Here is an 18766-nt window from a genome sequence, read left to right on the forward strand (position 1 = left end):
GTGGACAGCTATATCCCGACGCCGGAGCGCGCCGTGGATCAGCCCTTCCTGATGCCGATCGAGGACGTGTTCTCGATCTCGGGCCGCGGCACGGTCGTGACCGGCCGGGTCGAGCGTGGCGCGGTGAATGTGGGTGACGAGCTTGAAATCGTCGGCATCCGCGACACCAAGAAAACCACCTGCACCGGCGTCGAGATGTTCCGCAAGCTGCTCGATCGCGGCGAGGCGGGCGACAATATCGGCGCGCTTCTGCGCGGCATCGAGCGTGACGGCGTGGAGCGCGGTCAGGTTCTGGCCAAGCCCGGTTCCGTGACCCCGCACACCAAGTTCGAGGCCGAGGCCTATATCCTGACCAAGGAAGAGGGCGGCCGCCACACCCCGTTCTTCGCCAATTACCGTCCGCAGTTCTACTTCCGCACCACGGATGTGACCGGCACGGTGAAGCTGCCGGAAGGCACGGAGATGGTGATGCCGGGCGACAACCTGAAATTCGAGGTCGAGCTGATCGCGCCGATCGCGATGGAAGAGAAACTGCGCTTCGCCATCCGCGAAGGCGGCCGCACCGTCGGCGCCGGCGTGGTGGCGAAGATCATCGAGTGATGATCTTCTGAGGGCGGGGCCACCCCCGCCCGCGCGACGAGATCAAGGCCCGCCCCGAAAGGGGCGGGTTTTTTCGTGATGGGGCGGGGGCTTTGGTGGCGGCCCTGCACCGTGCCAGAGTCCGGCGCGGGCTAGAGTTTCATCTCCGAGGCAAGCCGCTCCCCGGCCGGGGTGGCGAGCAGCCGCTTCGCGGTGTCGCGTTGGTGATCGCAGGCCGCCTGGTGCAATTCGCCCAGCACCGGATCGGCGTGCAGATCCCGCTCGATCTCGGCGGCGCGGGGCGGGCGATGCACCTCGCGCGGCGTTCCTATGGAGTGGTTGCGGGTGTTCCAGTATTTCACCGCGTTCCGGATCTGCTTCTCGGTGTCCAGCCCGATCCGGTCGCGGGTGACCGCATCGCCGCGCAGCGACTTGACCAGGAAACTGTCGCGCGAGCGCAGCGAGTGGTGGTTGACATGGGCGAGCGTCGGCCGCTCGGCGAAGGTCCAGGCATTGATCTTGTGGTCGGTGAACTCGACCGGCATCCGCTCCCCCGCGCCGCCGACCCAGATCATGCCGGTCTGCGAGAAATCCGAGATCTTCGGGCGGTGATTGCGGAAATGCGCGCCCCTGATCCGCGGCCGGGACAGGGTCTTCACGGCCATGCCCGCCGGCTCCCACACCGTATCGGCCGAGATGTCGCGCCGCGGCAGGGTAAAGCGGCCCTGCACCCGGCCATCCCCGATCTCCGGGTTCTGGTCGCTGCGATAGCCCAGCACCGGAAAGCTCATCAGATCGAAATGGCAAGCCGAGATCAGCGCATCCAGCGTGCCGTCTCCGGCCGAGATCTCGATGAATTCATCCGCATCCACCGTGCACACCCAGTCGGCATGGCGGAACTCCCAGAAGGACGAGGCGTAGCGGAGCGCCGAAACCTGCCAGTTCGCCAGTTGCGAAAACACCGCCTTGGGGTTGGGCAGATGCCGCAACAGCCCGCGCTCATGCAACCGGTCCAGCATGAGATTGCTGCCGTCCTGGCAATCATTGGAGAACACGATCATGTCGGTGAAGCCGATGGCGCGGTGATGGGCCACCCATTCGAGGATATAGGGCCCCTCATCGCGCATGATCGCGATGAGCAATTTCCGCGAGGAGGTCTCGGACGGCTTCGTGGACATGGCGCGGGCTCCGGCGGTTCGATGGGCTTCCTGTTGCATGACCGCGGTTGGGCTGGAATGCAAGCGTCGGGGAACATGCGGGAAAACGGGGCATGGTGGCGACTGGGTATGCTGAGTTGGTTGAGCGCATTGATGATCTGGAGATGACAGATTGACTTAAGTGCGCCGATTGCAATGGATGAAGATGTGATATTCCATGTCCACGAAGTCGGCCTCACAGCCCGCGCGAAGGTGGCCGAGATCAAAAACCAAAGGGCTGTGATTACTTTGCGCTCTAGCGCAGCACCACCGATAAACTGACCACCACTCAATTGCGGCATCTTCTCAACACAACGTGGGCACACCGTCGCGCTTTTGCTTCAGAGCTTGCCGGCCGTCGCAACATCAGGGATGTTTGCGACGAAAGCTATAGATTAGACAATTGGGAAGACGTGAATGAGTAACATTTGGAGCTCCCTTTCGGAAGCGCAAGCCATTATAATCAACGGTGTTTTGACTGTCTTTGCCGCGGCAGTAGGCGTGCTGCTAGGCCGGTTGCTGTTTAGCGGCAAGGTCAAAAATATAACAGAGGCCATCGAAGCATCACAGCAGGTCGTGGACACTCACTTAAGCAAAATGGATGAAACGCTTGAGAAGATTAACGACAAGGCGAATGGCCTAGACGAAATCCTATCAGCCGTGACTGAACGGCTTAATAAGACCGCTTATGAGGCTGATTTGGGTGACGAAGAGGTAGAGGGCATCTCGGAGCGGGTCAGCGATCTACCGCAAACCCATCTCGCTTCGGTTGTCGATAGCGACAACGGAGCGAGCAGAGATGAAATTAGAAGCCTCTGGCGCGACATCTCCGACTATATCGAGGAAATCGCCAGCAACCCTGCGATCGACGGGCGAACAAGAGCTAAGTATTTTCGCATTGATAGGCGGGCGTACCGTGATCTGATCAACGCGTTACTATACGACGACAGGATCTCAAAGAGTACTGCGGAGGCGGCTGAAGAGGCCTACGCGCTTAGAAACAGTTTTCGACGTCGTGAGCTCGACCCGACAAAGCACGAGCTTGATCGAATGAAACAGCTTAAAGAGGTTGTACTGGCGCAGGAATCTGAGGACGCGTGAACGCTCTTGGAAGTCCTATCCTGCTCGTCAGCGGAAGGAACGGACTCGGTTGCTCCCCCTTGACCCCACCCCACGCCACCCGCTATACGCGCGCATCGCGACCGAATCCGCCCGATCCACAAGGATTCGCTTGCATCTGTCGGGGCCGCCCCCTATAGGGCGGCTTCGCAGTTTTTAGACAGGTCCGATGCTGGCGCCGCGTGGTGTGTCGTCAGCCTCTCGACTGGAACCCTCAAAGCTCCGAGGGATGACGATGCAAAGTCAGAATATCCGCATTCGGCTCAAGGCGTTCGATTACCGCGTGCTGGATGCCAGCACCCAGGAAATCGTGAACACCGCCAAGCGCACGGGTGCCACGGTGCGCGGGCCGATCCCGCTGCCGAACAAGATCGAGAAATTCACCGTTCTGCGCGGTCCGCATATCGACAAGAAGTCGCGCGACCAGTGGGAAATCCGCACGCATAAGCGTCTGCTGGATATCGTCGACCCGACGCCGCAGACCGTCGATGCGCTGATGAAGCTCGACCTCGCCGCCGGCGTGGATGTCGAGATCAAGGTGTAAGGGGGCGGCTATGCGGACAGGTGTAATCGCCAAGAAGCTGGGCATGACCCGGCTGTTCATGGAAGACGGCCGCCAGGTTCCGGTGACGGTGCTTCAGCTCGACAATCTGCAGGTCGTGTCGCAGCGCACGGCGGAGCGTGACGGCTATGTCGCCGTGCAGCTCGGCGCGGGCGAGGCCAAGGCCAAGCGCGTCGCGGCCCCGCTGCGCGGGCATTTTGCAAAGGCCGGTGTCGCGCCCAAGCGCAAGATCGCGGAATTCCGCGTCTCCGAAGACAATCTGGTCGATGTGGGCGAGGAAATCATCGCCGACCATTATTTTGCAGGCCAGTTCGTCGACGTGGCCGGCACCTCGATCGGTAAAGGCTTTGCCGGTGCGATGAAGCGGCATAATTTCGGCGGTCTGCGCGCCTCGCACGGCGTGTCGATCAGCCACCGCTCGCACGGCTCGACCGGTCAGTGCCAGGATCCGGGCAAGGTGTTCAAGGGCAAGAAGATGGCCGGTCACCTGGGCGCGGTCCGCGTGACCACCCAGAACCTGCAGGTCATCAAGACCGACACCGACCGGGGCCTGATCATGGTCAAGGGCTCGGTGCCGGGTTCGAAAGGGGGCTGGGTCATCGTCAAGGACGCGGTCAAGAAGGACGCGCCCGAGAACCTGATCACCCCGGCTGCGACCCGTTCGAAGCTGAAGGAAGCGCAGCGCATCGCCGAGGAAGCCGCCGCCGCCGCGGCCGCCGAGGAAGAAGCCGCCCGCGAGGAGGCCGCACGCCTGGCCGCCGAGCAGGAGGCCGCCGCGCTGAAGGAAGCCGAAGCCTCGATCGAAGCCGACAAGGAAGCGGCCGATCCGAACGCGGATCAGGCTGACGACGCCGCTCCGGAAGGGGAGAACAAGGAATGAAACTCGATGTGATCAAGCTGGACTCCGGTAAGGCCGGGTCCATCGAGCTGGCCGACGAGGTGTTCGGGCTGGAGCCGCGCGGCGACATCCTGCAGCGCGTCGTCCGCTGGCAGCGCGCCAAGGCGCAGGCCGGCACCCATTCGGTGCTGGGCCGGTCCGAGGTCAGCTACTCGACCAAGAAGATCTATCGCCAGAAGGGCACGGGCGGCGCACGCCACGGCTCGCGCAAGGCGCCGATCTTCCGCAAGGGTGGCGTCTACAAGGGTCCGACCCCGCGCAGCCACGCCTTCGATCTGCCGAAGAAGGTCCGCGCGCTTGGTCTCAAGCATGCGCTGTCCGCCAAGGCGACCGCCGGTGAGCTGGTGGTGATCGAGGATCTGAACATCGCCGACGCCAAGACCTCGGCCGTCGCCAAGGCCGTCAAGGAAAACGGCTGGAAGCGCGTGCTGGTCATCGACGGGGCCGACGTGAACGAGGGCTTTGCCCGCGCCGCGCGGAACCTGGACGGTGTCGATGTGCTGCCCTCGATGGGCGCCAATGTCTATGACATCCTCAAGCGTGATACGCTGGTCATCACGCGCGCAGGTGTCGAAGCTCTGGAGGCTCGCCTGAAATGAGCGCGAAAGCAGACCATTACGACGTGATCCGCAAGCCGGTCATCACCGAGAAAGCGACCAACGCGGGCGAATCCAACGCCTTCGTCTTCGAGGTGGCGATCGACGCGAACAAGCCGCAGATCAAGGAAGCTGTGGAGACCCTGTTCGACGTCAAGGTGAAAGCGGTCAACACCACCGTGACCAAAGGCAAGACCAAGCGTTTCCGCGGCCGCCCCGGCGTCCGTTCCGACGTGAAGAAAGCCTATGTCACGCTGGAAGCCGGCAACACGATCGACGTGTCCACCGGACTCTGATCGGGATGAATTGCGGTCTCCGGGCAACCGGGGGCCGCGCGAGTATGTGACGAAACAAAGCAACGGAAGACAGAAAGATGGCACTCAAGTCGTATAAACCGACGACGCCTGGCCAGCGTGGGCTGGTTCTGATCGACCGTTCGGAGCTTTGGAAAGGTCGTCCGGTCAAAACCCTTACCGAGGGTCTGACCAAGAAGGGCGGCCGGAACAACACCGGACGGATCACCATGCGCCGCAAGGGCGGCGGGGCAAAGCGCCTGTATCGCATCGTCGATTTCAAGCGCAACAAGTTCGATGTCACCGGCGTGGTCGAGCGGATCGAATACGATCCCAACCGCACCGCCTTCATCGCGCTGATCAAGTATGAAGACGGCGAGCAGGCCTATATCCTGGCCCCGCAGCGTCTGGCCATTGGCGACAAGGTCGTCGCCGGCAGCCGCGTGGACGTCAAGCCGGGCAACGCCATGCCGTTTTCCGGCATGCCGATCGGCACGATCGTCCATAATGTCGAGCTGAAGCCCGGCAAGGGCGGGCAGGTCGCGCGTTCGGCGGGCACCTATGCCCAGTTCGTGGGCCGCGATGGCGGCTATGCCCAGATCCGCCTGTCCTCGGGTGAGCTGCGCCTGGTCCGCCAGGAATGCATGGCCACCATCGGCGCGGTGTCGAATGCCGATCATTCGAACCAGAATCTCGGCAAGGCCGGCCGCAACCGCCACAAGGGCATCCGCCCGTCGGTGCGCGGTGTCGCCATGAACCCGATCGACCACCCGCATGGTGGTGGTGAGGGCCGGACCTCGGGCGGCCGCACGCCGGTCACGCCCTGGGGCAAGGACACCAAGGGCAAGAAGACCCGCACCAACAAATCGACCGACAAGTATATCCTGCGGTCGCGTCACGCACGCAAGAAGGGGCGCTAATCCATGGCACGTTCTGTTTGGAAAGGGCCTTTTGTCGACGCCTATGTGCTGAAAAAGGCCGAGAAAGCCCGCGAGTCGGGCAAGTCGGATGTCATCAAGATCTGGTCGCGCCGTTCGACCATCCTGCCGCAATTCGTCGGCCTGACCTTCGGTGTCTATAACGGGCACAAGCATATCCCGGTGAACGTCTCCGAGGATATGATCGGTCAGAAATTCGGGGAATATTCGCCGACCCGGACCTATTACGGTCACGCGGCCGACAAGAAAGCGAAAAGGAAGTAAGCCATGGGTAAGGAAAAGAATCCGCGCCGCGTGGCGGATAACGAGGCGATGGCGAAGACGCGCATGCTGCGCAGCTCGCCGCAGAAGCTGAATGTCGTTGCCGGTCTGATCCGCGGCAAGAAGGTTGAAAAGGCGCTTGCCGACCTGACCTTCTCGAAGCGCCGCGTCGCGGGCGACGTCAAGAAATGCCTGCAATCGGCCATCGCCAACGCCGAGAACAACCACAATCTCGACGTCGACAACCTGGTCGTCGCCGAGGCGTGGGTGGGCAAGAACCTGGTGATGAAGCGCGGCCGTCCGCGGGCGCGTGGTCGTTACGGCCGCATCATGAAGCCGTTCTCGGAAATCACCATCAAGCTGCGTGAGGTCGATCCGGCCGCTGCCGCGGCTGCTGCCGAAGCCAAGAAGGCTTCGCGCAAGACCGCCAAGGCAGACACCGCAGAGGAGCAAGCGTAATGGGTCAGAAGGTCAACCCCGTCGGGATGCGCCTCCAGGTCAACCGCACCTGGGACAGCCGCTGGTATGCCGATGACAAGGAATATGGCGATCTGCTGCTCGAGGATCTCAAGATCCGCGACTTCATCAAGAAGGAAGCCAAGCAGGCCGGCATCAGCCGCGTCATCATCGAGCGTCCGCACAAGAAATGCCGCGTGACCATTCACGCCGCGCGTCCGGGCGTCATCATCGGCAAGAAAGGCGCCGATATCGAGGTTCTGAAGAAGAAGCTGGCGCAGTTCACCGACAGCGAACTTCATCTGAACATCGTCGAGGTCCGCAAGCCGGAGCTGGACGCCCAGCTCGTGGCGGAATCCATCGCGCAGCAGCTCGAGCGTCGTGTGTCGTTCCGCCGCGCCATGAAGCGCTCGGTCCAGAATGCCATGCGCATGGGCGCCCAAGGTATCCGGGTCAATGTCGGCGGCCGTCTGGGCGGTGCCGAGATTGCGCGGACCGAATGGTATCGCGAGGGGCGGGTGCCGCTGCACACGCTGCGCGCCGATATCGACTATGCGCTGTCGGAAGCCTCGACCCCCTACGGGATCATCGGGGTGAAGGTGTGGATCTTCAAGGGCGAGATCATGGAACATGATCCGCAGGCCCGCGACCGCCGCGCCGCCGAAGCCCAGGACGGTCCCGCCCCCCGTGGCCCGCGTCGCGACCGCGACGCCCGCTAAGGAGAAAGAAAGATGCTGCAACCGAAACGGACGAAGTTCCGCAAACAGCACAAGGGCCGGATCCACGGCGAAGCCAAGGGTGGTTTCGACATCAATTTCGGCTCCTTCGCGCTGAAGGCCGTTGAGCCCGAGCGTGTCACCGCGCGCCAGATCGAAGCGGCCCGCCGCGCGATCACCCGCCACATGAAGCGTCAGGGCCGGGTCTGGATCCGGGTGTTCCCGGACGTGCCGGTCTCGTCGAAGCCGACCGAAGTGCGGATGGGTAAGGGCAAGGGCTCGGTCGATTACTGGGCCGCCCGCGTCCATCCCGGCCGGATCATGTTCGAGATCGACGGCGTGAACGACAACATCGCGCGCGAGGCGCTGCGCCTCGGGGCGATGAAGCTGCCGGTCCAGACCCGGATCGTGGCCCGCCAGGACTGGTAATCGCGCCAGAGACCTGACGACACAGATCAAGCCCCGCCGAGAGACCGGCGGGGCTTTTTTCATGCGCGGCCGGTCCGGTCGGCCCGCGACGGCTGCCCTTGCCATGCTGATCCGTCTTTGGCCCGTGCGGATGTCGAAGTCCGAAACACCAAAGGTAGAAAAACAGACCTGAGCCGTGTATTAGCAAATGATAGTCTGCCTGTGACATGAAGTGGAACGCGCGCCATGGATCCTTCGATTGCCTTGCTTGCCGGTGGCCTGCTCGCCATGTTGCTGGGCCCCGGACTACTGAATGGCGGCGCCGACGCGGAGGGGGATGATCTTGACGATGGTGAGCCGCCGAACGGTGACGACAATCCCGACATCATCGCCGGAACCGAAGGAGATGACGACATCGATGTGCCAATGGCGATCGGGAAACAGGTTTACGGCCTGGGCGGCAATGATCGCATCACCATGGACTTCGTCACACCCGATGCCAGGAAGCCGGCGATTGCCGAGGGGGGCATCGGCAATGACAGCCTGTCCGGCGTCTCGGCCCAATACGGTCCGCTCGACCCCAGTGAACCGGCCGGGTTGAGCGAGGGGGGCGTGATCTTCGACGGCGGACTCGGGGACGATCACCTGACCCTCACCGCGTCTACCGGGGGCCGGCTTGTCGGCGGGTCTGGCAACGACATCATCAAGATCGACAACCGGATCGCGTCGCGGCCGGCCACGCCGTTTTTCGCGCAAGAGCCTGCCTTCGTCATTGAAGCCGGGGCGGACGATGACGAGATCCATGTCGATAACGGTGCGCTTTACCAGGACCCGCTGACGATCTCGGGCGGTGCGGGCGCCGACAAATTCCAGTTCTCACCCTGGATCGCTGACGAGATTGACGAGGACTCCTACAATTCCAGCATCAACCGGACATTGCTGGAACTGGCGACGATCACGGATTTCGAGCGTGGTGTGGACAGCCTCACCTTCGACGTGAGGGAAAGCGACCACATGACGGTGGGCGATCAGTGGCGCACCGCCGAATTCATCGGGATGAACGTGACCGACGCGGAGGACGACACCCATGTCAGCGCCCTCTACCGCATCGACAATCATCACGTCTCGATGATTCAGGTCAAGCTCATGGGGGTTTCCGAGTTCAGCGACGACGACTACACGCTGAACCTGAAATATGACGACTAGACCCCGGACACTGCGTGCGCGCTTGCACTGATGCCCGACAGAAAAAGCACCCCGCCAGCATGACCGGCGGGGCGCGTGGTTTCCAAACCGGCGGCCGTTGCGATCAGGCGATCACGAACAGCGCGTGGATGACGCCGGGGATGAAGCCCAGGAAGGTCAGCAGCAGGTTGATCCAGAACTGCTTGCCGATCCCGACTTTCAGAAACACCCCCAGCGGCGGCAGGATGACGGCGGCGATGATCTCGATGAGTTTCATGGCGCCCTCCTATGACCAGCGGATTTTGTCGTAATCTTCGGGATGGGCGAAGATCGCGCCCAGGCAGGCCGCGCCTAGCCCGAAGATCAGAGTGATCGCGCTCCAGAAGGCAAAGCTGGACGCGGCGTCGGCGGCCTGCGCGGCGCGCGCCTCGGCCTGCTGGACGGTCTGGTTGACCTCCGCCGTCAGCTCATCGACCGTGCTCCGGTAGCGGGTCACGATCTCGTCGCGGGTCTGCTGGAACTCGGCCAGCCATTCATCGACCTGCTGGCGGGCTTCCTGCTCGGACACGCCGGTGCGCTGTTGCAGGATCTCGGACAACTCCTCCAGCTTCTGATCGCCCAGGGGCGCGTTGGCACCCTCGGTCAGACGGCTGACGGCATTGTCGAGAATTTCCGGGGCGTCCTGCGGATTGCTCAGCACCCGCCGCGCGGTGGTCGCCGCGATCGAGCGGATCTGCTCGCGGTCCTGATCGTCGATCACGTCATTGGCGATCTCGCGCGCTTCCTGGCGGATCTGGGCGGGCGTCGCCCCCTCGCGCTCAAGCTGCTGCTCCAGATCGGTCTGGAGCGACGCGGGCAGGATCTCGTCCACCGAGGGGAAATCCATCTCCGACGGGTCGGGCAGGGCGGCCTGCGCCAACTGCCCGGCGCTGCCGGCGATATTGCCCGCGGCCGATCCAACGGTCTGAACCACCGATCCGGCGACAGAGGCGGCGCGGTTGGTCACCGCACCCGCGACATAGACGCCGATGATCGTCACCAGGGCCCAGACCACCGCGCCATGCAGCACGGCAGAGGGCATGAAGGGCAGACCCGACAGGCGGCCCGCGACCGAGCCACCGGCAAACAGGCACATGATGCCGGTCAGCAGGATGAACAGCCCGGTGCCGAAGCCGAAGCCGGTCATGTCGCCGTCATCGATGATCTCCAGCCCGATCGACAGGGCGAACAGCAGGAACACGATCTGCAGGGCGACCGCGCAGGCGGTCCCGGCGAAGATCGCCCCCCATGAGACGCGGCTGGCCTCCAGCCGGCTTTGCGTTTCGACGCGGGTTTCGGTCATGGCTCTATCCCTCTCTCAAATTGTCACGTAACAGTGAAACTCCAAGCCATAGCGGCGGGCTTGGTTCCAAATCCGGGCGGTAAACTAACAAAGATCCTGTCGGCGGCGCTCCGTGCCGGAAATGGCTTGTCAAAGCCGCCGTCACCCTGTATGGGACGGCCTTCATCACGAAACTCCACCGGAATCAGGGTGGCCCGTGGCAAGCGGGGCTCTCCGGTGATGTTGAAAGGAAGAGGCGCAATGAAAGCGCAGGAACTGAAAGACAAGACGCCCGAGCAGCTCAACGAGCAGCTCGTGTCGCTGAAAAAGGAAGCGTTCAACTTGCGCTTCCAGCAGGCCACCGGCCAGCTCGAATCGACCGCCCGCATGCGCAGCGTCCGTCGCGACGTGGCCCGTGTGAAGACCGTTCTGAACCAGAAAGCGGCCGACGCCGCGTCGTCGAAGTAAGGGGACCGACATGCCCAAACGCATCCTGCAAGGCACCGTGACCTCGGACAAGAACGACCAGACCGTCACCGTGCTGGTGGAACGGCGCTTCAAGCATCCGCTGCTGCACAAGACCGTGCGGTCGTCGAAGAAATACCGCGCCCATGACGCGGAGAACCAGTTCAAGGTCGGGGATACCGTTCGCATCGTCGAATGTGCCCCGGTCTCGAAGACCAAACGCTGGACCGTCCTGACGGAAGACGCAGCCGCGTCGGCCTGAGGTCCGGATAAATTCGAAACCCTGGGGCGACCCGCATCGTCGTCCCCAAAGGTCGGGAGTAAACCATGATCCAGATGCAGACCAATCTGGATGTCGCTGACAATTCCGGTGCCCGGAAAGTTCAGTGCATCAAGGTTCTGGGTGGTTCGCACCGTCGCTATGCGTCGGTGGGCGACATCATTGTCGTATCCGTCAAGGAAGCCATCCCGCGCGGCCGCGTGAAGAAAGGCGATGTCCGCAAGGCCGTCGTCGTGCGCACCGCCAAGGAAGTGAAACGCGAAGACGGCACCTCGATCCGCTTCGACCAGAATGCCGCCGTGATCCTGAACAACCAGGGCGAACCGGTCGGCACCCGTATCTTCGGGCCGGTCGTGCGCGAGCTGCGCGCGAAGAACTTCATGAAGATCATCTCGCTCGCTCCGGAGGTGCTGTGATGGCTGCCAAGCTGAAGAAAGGCGACAAGGTCGTCGTCCTTGCCGGCAAGGACAAGGGCAAGCAGGGTGAGATCACGCAGGTTCTGCCCAAAGAGGGCAAGGCCGTCGTGGACGGCGTGAATATCGCGCTGCGTCACACCCGCCAGTCGCAGACCAGCCAGGGCGGCCGCGTTCCCAAGAACATGCCGATCGACCTGTCGAACCTGGCGCTGTTGGACAAGAACGGCAAAGCGACCCGTGTCGGCTTCCGCGAGGAAGACGGCAAGAAGGTGCGTTTCGCCAAGACCACGGGAGACGTGATCTGATGCTGGACGAATCCAAGTACACGCCGCGTCTGCGCCAGCAGTTCCGCGACAAGATCCGCGCCGCTCTGAAGGAAGAGTTCGGCTACAAGAACGACATGCAGATCCCCAAGCTCGACAAGATCGTGCTGAACATGGGAATCGGCGAGGCCGTCAAGGACACCAAGAAGGTCAAGCAGGGCGCCGAAGAGCTGTCCCTGATCGCGGGCCAGAAGGCAGTCACGACCAAGGCCAAGAAATCCATCGCCGGTTTCCGTGTGCGTGAGGAAATGCCGCTGGGTGCGAAAGTCACGCTGCGCGGCGATCGCATGTATGAATTCCTCGACCGGCTCATCAACATCGCGCTGCCGCGCGTCCGCGACTTCCGCGGCGTGAAGGGCACGGCGTTTGACGGCCGCGGCAACTATGCCATGGGCCTGAAGGAACATATCGTGTTCCCGGAAATCAACTTCGACAAGGTCGACGAAGTTCTGGGGATGGACATCATCATCTGCACCACCGCGAAGACCGACGCGGAAGCGAAGTCGCTGTTGAAGCATTTCAACATGCCCTTCACCAGCTGATCGCGGAGGGAAAGAAGATATGGCTAAGAAATCCATGATTGAGCGCGAGAAGAAGCGCCAGCGCCTGGTCGAGAAATACGCCGCGAAGCGGGCCGAGCTGAACGAGATCATCCACGACCAGGAACGGCCGATGGAAGAGCGGTTCAAGGCGACGCTGAAGCTGGCCGAACTGCCGCGCAACTCCTCGCCCACGCGTCTGCACAACCGGTGCCAGCTCACCGGCCGTCCGCACGCGTATTACCGCAAACTGAAACTCAGCCGGATCATGCTGCGCGAGCTTGGCGCTCAGGGGCATATCCCGGGCCTGGTCAAATCGAGCTGGTAAGGGGGCGACAATGAATATGAACGATCCTCTCGGCGATATGCTGACCCGCATCCGCAACTCGCAGATGCGCGGCAAATCGACCGTCCGCTCGCCCTCTTCCAAGCTGCGCGCCTGGGTTCTGGACGTGCTGCAGTCGGAAGGCTACATCCGCGGCTATGAAGAAGTCACCACCGAGGCCGGCCACAAGGAGCTGGAAATCTCGCTGAAATACTTCGACGGCCAGCCGGTCATCCGCGAATTGTCCCGTGTGTCGAAGCCGGGCCGCCGCGTCTATGCCGGTGCCAAGGAAATCCCGCAGGTCCGCCAGGGTCTGGGCGTTTCCATCGTCTCGACGCCGAAAGGCGTGATGTCGGATGCAAATGCACGCAACGCCAATGTCGGCGGCGAAGTGCTCTGCACCGTATTCTAAGGAGGGCAGCATGTCTCGTATTGGCAAAAGACCGGTCGAACTGCCCAAGGGCGTGACGGCCGAGATCAAAGGACAGACCATCGAGGTGAAGGGGCCGAAAGGCACCCGTTCCTTCACCGCGAATGATGATGTCGAACTGAAACTGGAAGACGGCTCCGTCTCGGTCGTGCCGCGCGGCATGTCCAAGCGCGCCCGCCAGCAATGGGGCATGACCCGCTCGATGGTCGAGAACCTGACCGTCGGCGTGTCGGACGGCTTCAAGAAGGAGCTGGAAATCCAGGGCGTCGGTTATCGTGCGCAGATGCAGGGCAAGACGCTGAAGCTCTCGCTCGGCTACAGCCACGAGGTGAATTTCGAAACGCCCGATGGCGTGACGATCACCGCACCGAAGCAGACCGAAATCGTTGTGGAAGGCATCGACCAGCAGCTCGTTGGTCAGGTTGCCGCCAATATTCGCGAATGGCGCGCGCCGGAGCCCTATAAGGGCAAGGGCATCCGCTACAAGGGCGAATATGTCTTCCGCAAGGAAGGCAAGAAGAAGTAAGGGGCGCGAAAATGGCACTGAAAAAGAGAGATCTGTTCCTCAAGCGCCGCCTGCGCAACCGGAACAAGCTGCGCGCGGAAGGCTCCGGCCGCCCGCGCCTGTCGGTCCACCGCTCGTCCAAGAACATCTCGGTCCAGCTGATCGACGACGCCCAGGGACGGACCCTGGCCGCGGCGTCCACGCTGGAGAAGGATCTGGGCGTCGTGGGCAAGAACAATGTCGACGCGGCGGCCAAAATCGGCGCGGCGATTGCGGAACGGGCCAAGAAGGCCGGTGTGGAAGAAGTCGTGTTCGACCGCGGCGGCTTCCTGTTCCACGGCAAGATCAAGGCGCTTGCCGATGCCGCCCGCGAAGGCGGTCTGAAGTTCTGAGACCTGTGGACGGCGCGGCGGGGGACCGGCGCGCCGTCCCGATGATCCGGGGGCAGGGGGCACATGCCCGCCTGCCCACCTGGATCGAGTTCAACGGCGCCCAAGCGATGCGCGCCACCATGTGAAGGAATGCCGAATGGCAGAACGTGATAACCGCCGGGGCGGCCGCCGCGATCAGCGCGAGGAAACCCCCGAATTCGCCGACCGTCTGGTCGCGATCAACCGTGTCTCGAAAACCGTCAAGGGTGGTAAGCGCTTCGGCTTCGCCGCGCTCGTCGTCGTCGGCGATCAGCGGGGCCGTGTCGGCTTCGGCAAGGGCAAGGCCAAAGAGGTGCCCGAGGCGATCCGCAAGGCCACCGAACAGGCCAAGCGCAACATGATCCGCGTGCCGCTGCGCGACGGCCGCACCCTGCACCACGACACCACCGGCCGCCACGGTGCGGGCCGCGTCGTGATGCGCACCGCCGTTCCGGGGACCGGGATCATCGCCGGTGGTCCGATGCGCGCCGTGTTCGAGATGCTGGGCGTCCAGGACGTCGTGGCGAAATCGCTGGGTTCGCAGAACCCCTATAACATGATCCGCGCCACGCTGGACGGTCTGCAATCCGAGGCCTCGCCGCGCTCGGTCGCGCAGCGCCGCGGCAAGAAGGTGGCCGACATCCTGCCCTCGCAGGACAAGGCACCCGAAGCCGAAGCCGGCACCGACGCGACCGTCACCTCGGCGCAGGCGTAAGGAGAAGGGCATATGGCAAAAACCATCGTCGTCAAGCAGATCGGCTCTCCGATCCGCCGCCCCGCCATCCAGCGTGAAACGCTGAAAGGCCTGGGCCTGAACAAGATGCACCGCACCCGCGAGCTGGAAGACACGCCCGCGATCCGCGGCATGGTGGCGAAGATCCCGCATCTCGCGACCATCATCGAAGAAAAGAACTGAGGATCAGGCCGGGGCGCGACCCCGGCCTTTTCTTTTGGCGCGGCGCGATGGGTCGTGCCGCGCCTCCCGTGCCGCCCGCATCATCGGCCTGCGTCAATCCGGCCACAGCCCGCCGATCGCGCCCGCCAGAGAGCCATCGCGGCAACCAATGCGGCGGCGCGGCGTTTCCTGCCCATGGATCAGAGCCGCATCACCAGCCAGGTCGAACAGGCCGATATCGAGGTCACGATGGAGGCCACGCGCCATCGCGACCACCCGCTTGTCAGGACCATCGGCGCGCTGTCGGAAATCACCGATCAACCCCCCGCCTTCACCGGCGCGGCCCTCGCCGCCCTCGCGGGGCTGCTGCTGAACCGCCCGAAACTGGCCGAGGCCGGGCTGCGCAGCTTCGCGGCCCTGGGCATCGCCACGCTGGTGAAGGGCACGATCAAGTCCTCCGTCACCCGCACCCGGCCCTTCATGCTGCGCGACAAGGGGCATTACGACACCCGCGTCGGCGGCCCCGATGACGGGCCGTGGAACTCCTTTCCCTCCGGCCACACCGCCAATGCGGTCGCCATCGCGCGCGCGGTCAGCCGCGCCTATCCCGACACGGCGCCCGGCGGGGTGGCCTTTGCGGCGGTGGTCGGCGGCATCCAGATCCCGCGCGGCAGCCATTATCCGCTTGACGTTGCGGCGGGGGCGGTCGTCGGGCTGCTGTCCGAGAAGGTGGTGGCGATCCTCTGGCAGCGCGCCCCGGCGGCACAGCCGGGCTGCGCATCGCAGCCACGCGCCGCAGCAGAATGAGATTGCACGCGCGCTGATTTTTCTTTAGACAGCGCCCGCGTGCCAATCGGCACCGACTCGACAACCAAGAAACGCCGTGTTCGCCCCATTCCGCTTCGCGGGGCGTCTCCGGCATCAGGAGAAGCGATATGAAACTGCATGAAATCCGCGACAATGAGGGCGCGAACCGCAAGAAGAAGCGCGTGGCGCGCGGCCCCGGCTCCGGCAAGGGCAAGACCGCCGGGCGCGGCATCAAGGGCCAGACCTCGCGCTCGGGCGTGGCGCTGAACGGCTATGAAGGCGGTCAGATGCCGCTCTATCGCCGCCTGCCGAAGCGCGGCTTCACCGCACCCAACGCCAAGAAATTCGCCGTCGTCAATCTGGGCCAGATCCAGAGCTTCATCGACGCCGGCAAGCTGGACGCCAAGGGCGCCATCACCGAGGACACGCTGGTCGAGGCCGGTGTCGTGCGCCGTAAGCTGGACGGGGTGCGGGTTCTGGGCAAGGGCGAACTCAAGGCCAAGCTGGACCTGACCGTGGCCGGGGCGTCGAAATCCGCCGCCGAGGCGATCGAGAAGGCCGGCGGCAAGCTGACCGTCACCACGCCGGCCCGCGAAGAAACCGCGGCCGAGTGATTGTGCTTGTGAGGGGCGGCAGCGCCCCTTACATACACGACTGAGTTTTCCTTTCGCGCCGCGGGATCTCCATCAGGTCCGGCGGCGCTGACATGATACGACCCGCAATCTGGGGGCACTTACATGGCGTCAGCCGCAGAACAGATGGCCGCGAACCTCTCCTGGGGGGCATTGGGCAAGGCCACGGAACTTCGTCAGCGTATCTGGTTCACCCTCGGACTGCTGATCATCTATCGTCTCGGCACCTATATCCCGGTTCCCGGCATCGACGGCGCGGCGCTGCGCAACTTCATGGAACAGGCGGGGTCCGGCATCGGCGGGATGCTGTCGATGTTCACCGGCGGCGCGTTGGGCCGGATGGGGGTCTTTGCGCTCGGCATCATGCCCTATATCTCGGCCTCGATCATCGTGCAGCTTCTGGCCTCGATGGTTCCCGCGCTCGAACAAATGAAGAAAGAGGGCGAGCAGGGCCGCAAGAAGATCAACCAGTATACCCGCTATGCCACCGTCGCCCTGGCGCTGTTCCAGGCCTACGGGCTGGCGAAATCGCTGGAGGCGGGGGGGCTGGCCCATGATCCGGGCGCCTTCTTCCAGGCCTCGGTGGTCATCACCCTGGTCGGGGGCACCATGTTCCTGATGTGGCTGGGCGAACAGATCACCGCGCGCGGCATCGGCAACGGCATCTCGCTGATCATCTTCGTGGGCATCGTGGCCGAGATCCCGGGCGCATTGGCGCAGTTCTTCAGCCAGGGCCGGTCGGGCGCGATCTCGACGCCGGTCATCATCGGCATCATCCTGATGGTGATCGCGGTCATCACCTTCGTGGTGTTCATGGAGCGCGCGCTGCGCAAGATCACCATCCAGTATCCGCGCCGCCAGGTCGGCATGAAGGTCTATGACGGTCAGTCGAGCCATTTGCCGATCAAGGTCAACCCGGCCGGCGTGATCCCGGCGATCTTCGCCTCCTCGCTGCTGCTGCTGCCGGTGACCATCTCGACCTTCTCGGGCAACCAGACCGGGCCGATCATGTCGCGCGTGCTGGCCTATTTCGGCCCCGGCCAGCCGCTTTACCTGCTGTTCTTCGCTGGGATGATCATCTTCTTCGCCTATTTCTACACCCAGAATGTCGCCTTCAAATCCGACGATGTGGCCGAGAACCTGAAAAACCAGGGCGGCTTCATCCCCGGCATCCGGCCCGGCAAGAAGACGGTGGATTATCTCGACTACGTGGTGAACCGGATCCTGGTCATCGGCTCGGTCTATCTGGCGGCGGTCTGCCTGCTGCCCGAAGTCGTGCGCAGCCAGCTTTCGGTGCCGTTCTATTTCGGCGGCACCTCGGTGCTGATCGTGGTCTCGGTCACGATGGACACGATCAATCAGGTGCAAAGCCACTTGCTCGCCCATCAATATGAGGGTCTGATCGAGAAGTCCCAGCTTCGCGGCAAGCGCAAGCCGGGCGACAAGCCAAGAAAACGCAAGGCACCGGCGCGCCGCTGATCCGCGCCGCATCAAAAGGGAAGAGGGACCCCGCCATGACCGTGAACATCATCCTTCTCGGCCCGCCCGGCGCGGGCAAGGGCACCCAGGCACGCCGGCTGGTGGAGGAGCGCGGGCTGGTCCAGCTGTCCACCGGCGACATGCTGCGCGAGGCGCGCTCCTCGGGGACGGAGATGGGCAAGGTCGTGGCCGAGGTGATGGACAAGGGCCAGTTGGTGACGGACGAGATCGTCGTCGGGCTGATCCGCGAGAAGCTGGAGGGCTCGGACGCGAAGGGCTTCATCTTCGACGGCTTCCCGCGCACGCTGGCGCAGGCCGACGCGCTCGGCGCGCTGTTGGGCGGGCTGGGACAGCAGGTAGACGGGGTGATCGAGATGCAGGTGGACGACGCCGCACTCGTGCGCCGCATCACCGGGCGCTTCACCTGCGGCAATTGCGGCGAGGTCTATCACGACGAGACCAAGCCCACCGCGAAGGACGGCGTCTGCGATGTCTGCGGCTCCACCGATCTGCGCCGCCGTGCCGATGACAATGAAGAGAGCCTGAAGACGCGGCTGCTGGAGTATTACAAGAAGACCTCGCCGCTGATCGGCTATTACTATGCCAAGGGCAATCTGCACCCTGTCAACGGGCTGGCCGAGGTCGAGGCCGTCGCGGCCGATATGGGCCGGGTGCTGGACGGGCTGACTGTCGATTAATCATATAGTTTGCAACTCTTTGGACGAATCAGCG

29 protein-coding genes and 1 pseudogene are annotated in these 18766 nt (G+C 63.5%); 27 read left to right on the top strand and 3 right to left on the bottom strand.

What is annotated here, in order from left to right:
* Window positions 1–600 (top strand): EF-Tu C-terminal domain-related protein (locus BLT73_RS03590; RefSeq protein WP_245727047.1); only part of this gene is annotated, 600 nt, incomplete at its 5' end.
* 131 nt (window positions 601–731) lie between these two features.
* On the opposite strand, the gene BLT73_RS03595 is transcribed toward BLT73_RS03590, so the two are convergent.
* Window positions 732–1757, bottom strand: a complete 1026-nt coding sequence (locus BLT73_RS03595) for a glycosyltransferase family 2 protein (RefSeq protein WP_176804889.1) — start codon at window positions 1755–1757, stop codon at window positions 732–734.
* A 435-nt stretch (window positions 1758–2192) separates the two neighbouring features.
* On the opposite strand from BLT73_RS03595, the gene BLT73_RS03600 reads away from it, so the two are divergent.
* From BLT73_RS03600 to BLT73_RS03650, 11 genes and pseudogenes are all read left to right on the top strand, one after another.
* Window positions 2193–2876 carry a hypothetical protein gene (locus tag BLT73_RS03600; protein ID WP_090521008.1) on the top strand — a complete coding sequence of 228 codons (684 nt, stop codon included), beginning with the start codon at window positions 2193–2195 and terminating at the stop codon, window positions 2874–2876.
* A gap of 253 nt (window positions 2877–3129) precedes the next feature.
* Window positions 3130–3438 carry a 30S ribosomal protein S10 gene (rpsJ, locus tag BLT73_RS03605; RefSeq protein ID WP_042247848.1) on the top strand — a complete coding sequence of 103 codons (309 nt, stop codon included), beginning with the start codon at window positions 3130–3132 and terminating at the stop codon, window positions 3436–3438.
* Between the two features lie 10 nt (window positions 3439–3448).
* On the top strand, window positions 3449–4336 hold the full coding sequence (gene rplC / locus BLT73_RS03610) for a 50S ribosomal protein L3 (RefSeq protein ID WP_090521010.1): 888 nt from the start codon (window positions 3449–3451) through the stop codon (window positions 4334–4336).
* Entirely contained in the window at window positions 4333–4953 is a 621-nt protein-coding gene (gene rplD, locus BLT73_RS03615; RefSeq protein ID WP_090521012.1) for a 50S ribosomal protein L4, read from the top strand. Before rplC ends, rplD begins: the two co-directional genes overlap by 4 nt.
* Entirely contained in the window at window positions 4950–5246 is a 297-nt protein-coding gene (locus BLT73_RS03620; RefSeq protein WP_090521013.1) for a 50S ribosomal protein L23, read from the top strand. Before rplD ends, BLT73_RS03620 begins: the two co-directional genes overlap by 4 nt.
* A gap of 77 nt (window positions 5247–5323) precedes the next feature.
* The gene (gene rplB, locus BLT73_RS03625) at window positions 5324–6163 is read left to right on the top strand and encodes a 50S ribosomal protein L2 (protein WP_090521015.1); all 840 of its coding nucleotides are present in this window, start codon (window positions 5324–5326) and stop codon (window positions 6161–6163) included.
* A 3-nt stretch (window positions 6164–6166) separates the two neighbouring features.
* Window positions 6167–6445 (top strand): 30S ribosomal protein S19, encoded by a 279-nt coding sequence (rpsS, locus tag BLT73_RS03630; protein WP_076526684.1) that lies wholly within the window; start codon window positions 6167–6169, stop codon window positions 6443–6445.
* A gap of 3 nt (window positions 6446–6448) precedes the next feature.
* Window positions 6449–6826: pseudogene (rplV, locus tag BLT73_RS03635) on the top strand (50S ribosomal protein L22); the annotation flags it as partial.
* A 74-nt stretch (window positions 6827–6900) separates the two neighbouring features.
* Window positions 6901–7617 carry a 30S ribosomal protein S3 gene (gene rpsC, locus BLT73_RS03640; protein WP_090521018.1) on the top strand — a complete coding sequence of 239 codons (717 nt, stop codon included), beginning with the start codon at window positions 6901–6903 and terminating at the stop codon, window positions 7615–7617.
* Between the two features lie 12 nt (window positions 7618–7629).
* Window positions 7630–8043, top strand: coding sequence for a 50S ribosomal protein L16 (rplP, locus tag BLT73_RS03645; protein WP_090521020.1), 414 nt, complete (start codon window positions 7630–7632; stop codon window positions 8041–8043).
* Between the two features lie 225 nt (window positions 8044–8268).
* On the top strand, window positions 8269–9228 hold the full coding sequence (locus tag BLT73_RS03650) for a hypothetical protein (protein WP_090521022.1): 960 nt from the start codon (window positions 8269–8271) through the stop codon (window positions 9226–9228).
* Window positions 9229–9331: 103 nt separating this feature from the next.
* On the opposite strand, the gene BLT73_RS03655 is transcribed toward BLT73_RS03650, so the two are convergent.
* Together BLT73_RS03655 and BLT73_RS03660 are read right to left on the bottom strand one after the other, a co-directional pair.
* A complete protein-coding gene (locus BLT73_RS03655; RefSeq protein WP_090521024.1) occupies window positions 9332–9484 on the bottom strand; it encodes a YqaE/Pmp3 family membrane protein in 153 nt (50 codons plus the stop codon).
* A gap of 9 nt (window positions 9485–9493) precedes the next feature.
* Entirely contained in the window at window positions 9494–10549 is a 1056-nt protein-coding gene (locus BLT73_RS03660; protein ID WP_090521026.1) for a hypothetical protein, read from the bottom strand.
* A 240-nt stretch (window positions 10550–10789) separates the two neighbouring features.
* On the opposite strand from BLT73_RS03660, the gene rpmC reads away from it, so the two are divergent.
* The 15 genes from rpmC to BLT73_RS03735 all read left to right on the top strand — a co-directional run bounded on the left by rpmC (window position 10790) and on the right by BLT73_RS03735 (window position 18732).
* Window positions 10790–10996: a 50S ribosomal protein L29 gene (gene rpmC, locus BLT73_RS03665; RefSeq protein ID WP_090521028.1), complete on the top strand. Its 207-nt coding sequence runs from the start codon at window positions 10790–10792 to the stop codon at window positions 10994–10996.
* 10 nt (window positions 10997–11006) lie between these two features.
* Window positions 11007–11255, top strand: a complete 249-nt coding sequence (gene rpsQ / locus BLT73_RS03670) for a 30S ribosomal protein S17 (protein ID WP_090521030.1) — start codon at window positions 11007–11009, stop codon at window positions 11253–11255.
* A gap of 65 nt (window positions 11256–11320) precedes the next feature.
* The gene (gene rplN, locus BLT73_RS03675; protein WP_090521031.1) at window positions 11321–11689 is read left to right on the top strand and encodes a 50S ribosomal protein L14; all 369 of its coding nucleotides are present in this window, start codon (window positions 11321–11323) and stop codon (window positions 11687–11689) included.
* Entirely contained in the window at window positions 11689–11994 is a 306-nt protein-coding gene (rplX, locus tag BLT73_RS03680; RefSeq protein ID WP_090521033.1) for a 50S ribosomal protein L24, read from the top strand. The genes rplN and rplX overlap by 1 nt, the downstream gene beginning before the upstream one ends.
* On the top strand, window positions 11994–12554 hold the full coding sequence (rplE, locus tag BLT73_RS03685) for a 50S ribosomal protein L5 (protein ID WP_090521034.1): 561 nt from the start codon (window positions 11994–11996) through the stop codon (window positions 12552–12554). Before rplX ends, rplE begins: the two co-directional genes overlap by 1 nt.
* A 19-nt stretch (window positions 12555–12573) precedes the next feature.
* A complete protein-coding gene (gene rpsN, locus BLT73_RS03690; RefSeq protein WP_090521035.1) occupies window positions 12574–12879 on the top strand; it encodes a 30S ribosomal protein S14 in 306 nt (101 codons plus the stop codon).
* A 10-nt stretch (window positions 12880–12889) separates the two neighbouring features.
* A complete protein-coding gene (rpsH, locus tag BLT73_RS03695; protein ID WP_090521037.1) occupies window positions 12890–13288 on the top strand; it encodes a 30S ribosomal protein S8 in 399 nt (132 codons plus the stop codon).
* A 10-nt stretch (window positions 13289–13298) separates the two neighbouring features.
* On the top strand, window positions 13299–13832 hold the full coding sequence (gene rplF / locus BLT73_RS03700; protein ID WP_090521039.1) for a 50S ribosomal protein L6: 534 nt from the start codon (window positions 13299–13301) through the stop codon (window positions 13830–13832).
* Window positions 13833–13843: 11 nt separating this feature from the next.
* Window positions 13844–14203: a 50S ribosomal protein L18 gene (rplR, locus tag BLT73_RS03705; RefSeq protein WP_090521041.1), complete on the top strand. Its 360-nt coding sequence runs from the start codon at window positions 13844–13846 to the stop codon at window positions 14201–14203.
* A 136-nt stretch (window positions 14204–14339) separates the two neighbouring features.
* A complete protein-coding gene (rpsE, locus tag BLT73_RS03710; protein ID WP_090521043.1) occupies window positions 14340–14936 on the top strand; it encodes a 30S ribosomal protein S5 in 597 nt (198 codons plus the stop codon).
* A 12-nt stretch (window positions 14937–14948) separates the two neighbouring features.
* Window positions 14949–15137, top strand: coding sequence for a 50S ribosomal protein L30 (gene rpmD / locus BLT73_RS03715; protein ID WP_090521045.1), 189 nt, complete (start codon window positions 14949–14951; stop codon window positions 15135–15137).
* A gap of 174 nt (window positions 15138–15311) precedes the next feature.
* On the top strand, window positions 15312–15923 hold the full coding sequence (locus BLT73_RS03720; protein ID WP_090521047.1) for a phosphatase PAP2 family protein: 612 nt from the start codon (window positions 15312–15314) through the stop codon (window positions 15921–15923).
* A 128-nt stretch (window positions 15924–16051) separates the two neighbouring features.
* On the top strand, window positions 16052–16537 hold the full coding sequence (rplO, locus tag BLT73_RS03725) for a 50S ribosomal protein L15 (RefSeq protein ID WP_090521049.1): 486 nt from the start codon (window positions 16052–16054) through the stop codon (window positions 16535–16537).
* A 123-nt stretch (window positions 16538–16660) separates the two neighbouring features.
* On the top strand, window positions 16661–18034 hold the full coding sequence (secY, locus tag BLT73_RS03730) for a preprotein translocase subunit SecY (protein WP_090521051.1): 1374 nt from the start codon (window positions 16661–16663) through the stop codon (window positions 18032–18034).
* A gap of 35 nt (window positions 18035–18069) precedes the next feature.
* On the top strand, window positions 18070–18732 hold the full coding sequence (locus BLT73_RS03735; protein WP_090521053.1) for an adenylate kinase: 663 nt from the start codon (window positions 18070–18072) through the stop codon (window positions 18730–18732).
* The last annotated feature ends 34 nt before the right edge of the window (window positions 18733–18766 follow it).

The sequence above is a fragment of the Paracoccus isoporae genome (genome assembly GCF_900101865.1).
GTDB lineage: Bacteria > Pseudomonadota > Alphaproteobacteria > Rhodobacterales > Rhodobacteraceae > Paracoccus > Paracoccus isoporae.